Origin of the sequence: Pseudoduganella sp. RAF53_2 (assembly GCF_052113985.1) — a bacterium.
GTDB lineage: Bacteria > Pseudomonadota > Gammaproteobacteria > Burkholderiales > Burkholderiaceae_D > Rugamonas.
Genome location: NZ_JBFRDW010000639.1, coordinates 1 through 3,456, shown reverse-complemented (window position 1 = coordinate 3,456; position 3,456 = coordinate 1). Strand labels below are relative to the sequence as shown.

Genomic DNA, 3,456 nt, shown 5'->3' with positions numbered 1-3,456 from the left:
GCCATGGTCCGCGCCAACCTGGTTGCAGAGCGTGTGGCGATCGAGTCCTATCGCCAGATGATCGAACAGATTGGCGACAGCGACCCGACGACTAAACAGCTTTTGATCAAAATCATGGCGGTCGAAGAGGAACACGCCGACGATATGCGGGATTTGTTGATATAACCGAAGCCGAAGAGGAGTCCTATCATGCTGGAAAATAACATCAGTACCGTCAACAACGACGTCAAGACCCTGGTCAAGGACGCCCAAGCCCTGTTTACCGCAGCCACCGCGCTGACCGGCGAAAAGGCTGAAGAACTGCGTGGCCGCGGCATGCGCGCCCTGGACAGCGCCCTGGCAAAAGCACAGGAAGCCCAGGCCAGCGCGGTGGCAGCCACCAAAGAGATGGCCAGCTCGACGGACGCCTATGTCAAAGAAAACCCTTGGCGCTCGATCGCAGTGGCCGCCGGCGTGGGTTTGCTGGTGGGCGTCATCCTGGGCCGCAAGTAAGCCGCCATGGCAGGCGAACACATGGACGAGGAACAAGCCGCCCCGCCGCAGCCGGGCCTGATCGGGTCCCTGTCGGCGGTCGTTCGCAACACCATGCGCCTGCTGCTGTCGCGGCTGGAGCTGGCGGCCCTGGAGCTGTCTGAGCTACGCAATCACCTGATGCAGTTGTCGGTGGTGTTTGCGCTGGCGATGCTGGCTGCCTGGTTCGCCATCGCTTTCGGCACCGCGACGCTGATCTATCTGGCCTGGGCCGCACTGGGCTGGAAGATTCTGCTGATCCTGGCCGTGGCCTTTGCCGTGATCGCGATTGGCCTGATCTGGTACGCCACCAGCCTGATCAAGCAAGGCAAGCTTTCGCTGCCGGCCACGATGGCCGAGCTGAAGGCAGACCGCGACGCGCTCTTGTAAAGGGTTTTCATGAGCAAGAAAGAAAAACAGGCGGCGCTTGCCGCCAACAAGGAGCGCCTGATCCGCGAAGGCGAGCTGTATCGCCTGAGCGTGATGCAGGCCAAGTATCAGGTGGCGAACGCCCTGCATCCGGATGCGTTGCTGCATGGGGCGGTGGACCATGCAGTGGGCGCGCTGCAGAACCGTCTGGGCAATCTGCTGGGCGGCATCGGCAGCGCGGAAGGGCTGGCCAGCAAGCTCAATTACCGCTCCATCAAATCGCTGGCGCCGTATGCGCTGACGGTGGGCTCCTTCATCATGCGCAAGAAACTGGTCAAGCCGGCGCTGGCGGTGGTGGCGCTCGTAGCAGCCGGCGTGGGCTGGCTGATGCACCGCAAAGCCAATCCGAATCCCTGATCAGACCGTGCGTTTGAGCTGAGACATGTACTGGGTGGTGACACCCAGGAAGGACGCCAGCGCGCGCTGCGAAATCAGCGGCTCCAGGCCGGGATAGACTTCGCGGAAGGCGTCCAGGCGCTCGCTGGCCGAAGGCAGGGCGAGAATGCGCAGGTTCTGGGCGTAGCGGCCGACGGCGCGCTCCATGACTTTTTCCAGATAGCCCTGGGCGCAGCTGTGTTTGGCCAGCAGCTCCTGCAGGCGCGCCCAGCTGATGCGRTAACCCACGACCGCCGTTTCGGCGATAAAGAATTCGCGCGCGGGCAAGCCATCGCGGCCGGCCTGCAAATCGCTGTAGGAACCGGAATTGTCGCCGGCACACATGAAGCCGAGCGTGATGTCTTCGCCTTCCGCACTGAAGTAACCGCGGCGCACGATGCCGCTGCCGAGCCAGAAGAAGTCCTGGGCCGGCTCGCCTGCGCGCTGCAGATAATCGCCTTTGCGGAATGGGGTTTGTGCCGCGTCGTGCAGCAGCCTGGTGTAGCAGTCGTAGAGATCGCCGGCGATGCCAAGTTTCTGCGCGACGGTATCCCGCAATTCGGCGCGGTGCGTGAGAAAGGGAGTTGCCATTCCAGCATGCTAGCCGAGGCCGCTCCCCTTTGGCTAATTCCAAATCAGTGGACAGGTATAACCACGGCTCAGCGTCCGCTGGTTTCGTACGTTTTTTGCATCTCTTTTGCGGCGAGTCGCTGCTCGCGGATATTCGCCATGTCCGCGTTGTAGGTGGCACGCGCTTCGCGTACGCAATCGCTGCGCGCGCCGGCGCCGGCCTGTTTGCAGCCTTGCAGCGCTTCGGCCAGTGCCGCCTGGTTTTCCTTGCGCAGGGTGGCCAGTTCGGCCTTCGCGCCGCGGTCGGGCTTGTACCAGCGGGCCGGGTCACCGTGTCTCAGTTCCTGCGCCTGGTGACGTGCGACTTCAGGTGGGGTGGTCTGGGCGTATGCGCTGCATAGCCCTGCTGCCAGTGCAGCGCCAATCAGGATCTTTTTCATCGTCATTCTCCTGGAAAAAGAAAGGGCGCCGAAGCGCCCCGGGTCTACAGCCTGCCGGTAAGCAGCATAATCAGCAGCACCACGACGATAATGCCCACCAGCCCGCTCGGGGCAAAGCCCCAGCTGCGGCTGTAAGGCCAAGTCGGAAGTGCGCCAACCACCAGCAGCACCAGCACGATCAGCAGAATGGTTCCCATGGATATTCTCCTTGTTTAGTAACGGTAGATGCGGCCGTCGACCATACGCACGCGGCTGCCCACGCGCAGGTCGTAAGCGCTGTCCTGGTTCACGGTGCGGTAGTCGCCGTTATCCAGACGCACGCTGATCTGGTACATATCGTGCGGAGCGTTGCGGTTCTTTTCGATCTGGTTGCCGACGACAGCGCCGCCGATGGCACCGGCAGCGGTAGCGGCGGTGCGGCCGGTACCGGAACCGATCTGGTTACCGGCCAGGGCGCCAATCAGGCCGCCTGCCACAGCGCCTGCGCCACTGGTGGATTGATCGACGCGCACAACCTGGATCGAGTCGATGGTGCCGTACGTGCTTGCATCCGCCCGCGTCGAGTAGTCCGTGTCGGCCGGGTAGTTGCTGCTGCTGGCGCAGCCGGTCGTGAGGGCAGCGACCGCAATCATCATCGCTGCCAGGGTGGTAGTCGATTTCATTTGATGTCCTCCAGAATGATGTGTAGCCAGCATAGTCAGCCACCACACATGGGTCTGTGCGATGCCGCACCCTGGCTTATATGTTCGCCATCGAACAGAACGCGCAGGCAATTAGCTGGACACTAGGCAAGTCGCAAGGCGACTGCACCTACCATCAACCAAGGAGAAGCAAAATGAAAATCGCCCGCAATATTGCTATGGCTGTGTTCGCTGCCGCTACTGTGTTCAGTGTGGTTGGCTGTTCTTCGACTCCAACCAAAGAAAGCGCCGGCGAATACATCGACGATGCCGCCCTGACCACCAAAGTGAAGGCCAGCATCTTCAATGAACCGACCCTGAAGTCCACCGAAATCAATGTCGAAACCTATAAAGGCGTTGTGCAGCTGAGCGGCTTTGTGGCCCAGCCGGCTGACATCACCAAAGCAGGCGAAGTCGCACGCGGCGTGAACGGCGTGAAGTCGGTGAAAAAC

At 61.6% G+C, this 3,456-nt stretch carries 9 protein-coding genes; 5 read left to right on the top strand and 4 right to left on the bottom strand.

What is annotated here, in order from left to right:
* The 4 genes from AB4Z11_RS26940 to AB4Z11_RS26925 form a co-directional block, all read left to right on the top strand.
* The coding region (locus AB4Z11_RS26940) for a ferritin-like domain-containing protein (RefSeq protein WP_442028914.1) at positions 1-165 on the top strand (165 nt) is incomplete at its 5' end.
* A gap of 24 nt (positions 166-189) precedes the next feature.
* On the top strand, positions 190-492 hold the full coding sequence (locus AB4Z11_RS26935) for a DUF883 family protein (RefSeq protein WP_442028913.1): 303 nt from the start codon (positions 190-192) through the stop codon (positions 490-492).
* Between the two features lie 21 nt (positions 493-513).
* Positions 514-900: a phage holin family protein gene (locus AB4Z11_RS26930; RefSeq protein WP_442028912.1), complete on the top strand. Its 387-nt coding sequence runs from the start codon at positions 514-516 to the stop codon at positions 898-900.
* 9 nt (positions 901-909) lie between these two features.
* Positions 910-1,296 carry a hypothetical protein gene (locus AB4Z11_RS26925; RefSeq protein WP_442028911.1) on the top strand — a complete coding sequence of 129 codons (387 nt, stop codon included), beginning with the start codon at positions 910-912 and terminating at the stop codon, positions 1,294-1,296.
* Here the strand turns inward: AB4Z11_RS26925 and AB4Z11_RS26920 are convergent, their stop codons facing one another.
* The 4 genes from AB4Z11_RS26920 to AB4Z11_RS26905 form a co-directional block, all read right to left on the bottom strand.
* Entirely contained in the window at positions 1,297-1,905 is a 609-nt protein-coding gene (locus tag AB4Z11_RS26920) for a Crp/Fnr family transcriptional regulator (protein ID WP_442028910.1), read from the bottom strand.
* A gap of 68 nt (positions 1,906-1,973) precedes the next feature.
* Positions 1,974-2,324 carry a hypothetical protein gene (locus tag AB4Z11_RS26915; RefSeq protein WP_442028909.1) on the bottom strand — a complete coding sequence of 117 codons (351 nt, stop codon included), beginning with the start codon at positions 2,322-2,324 and terminating at the stop codon, positions 1,974-1,976.
* 44 nt (positions 2,325-2,368) lie between these two features.
* Positions 2,369-2,521, bottom strand: a complete 153-nt coding sequence (locus tag AB4Z11_RS26910) for a DUF3309 domain-containing protein (protein WP_442028908.1) — start codon at positions 2,519-2,521, stop codon at positions 2,369-2,371.
* A gap of 15 nt (positions 2,522-2,536) precedes the next feature.
* On the bottom strand, positions 2,537-2,986 hold the full coding sequence (locus AB4Z11_RS26905) for a glycine zipper 2TM domain-containing protein (protein ID WP_442028907.1): 450 nt from the start codon (positions 2,984-2,986) through the stop codon (positions 2,537-2,539).
* 173 nt (positions 2,987-3,159) lie between these two features.
* On the opposite strand from AB4Z11_RS26905, the gene AB4Z11_RS26900 reads away from it, so the two are divergent.
* On the top strand, positions 3,160-3,456 hold a 297-nt coding region (locus AB4Z11_RS26900), incomplete at its 3' end, for a BON domain-containing protein (protein WP_442028906.1).

Bases quoted from the DNA above. Each gene is read 5' to 3' on its own strand.
- AB4Z11_RS26935 (WP_442028913.1), top strand. From the start codon at position 190: ATGCTGGAAAATAACATCAGTACCGTCAACAACGACGTCAAGACCCTG.
- AB4Z11_RS26930 (WP_442028912.1), top strand. From the start codon at position 514: ATGGACGAGGAACAAGCCGCCCCGCCGCAGCCGGGCCTGATCGGGTCC.
- AB4Z11_RS26925 (WP_442028911.1), top strand. From the start codon at position 910: ATGAGCAAGAAAGAAAAACAGGCGGCGCTTGCCGCCAACAAGGAGCGC.
- AB4Z11_RS26915 (WP_442028909.1), bottom strand. From the start codon at position 2,324: ATGAAAAAGATCCTGATTGGCGCTGCACTGGCAGCAGGGCTATGCAGC.
- AB4Z11_RS26910 (WP_442028908.1), bottom strand. From the start codon at position 2,521: ATGGGAACCATTCTGCTGATCGTGCTGGTGCTGCTGGTGGTTGGCGCA.
- AB4Z11_RS26905 (WP_442028907.1), bottom strand. From the start codon at position 2,986: ATGAAATCGACTACCACCCTGGCAGCGATGATGATTGCGGTCGCTGCC.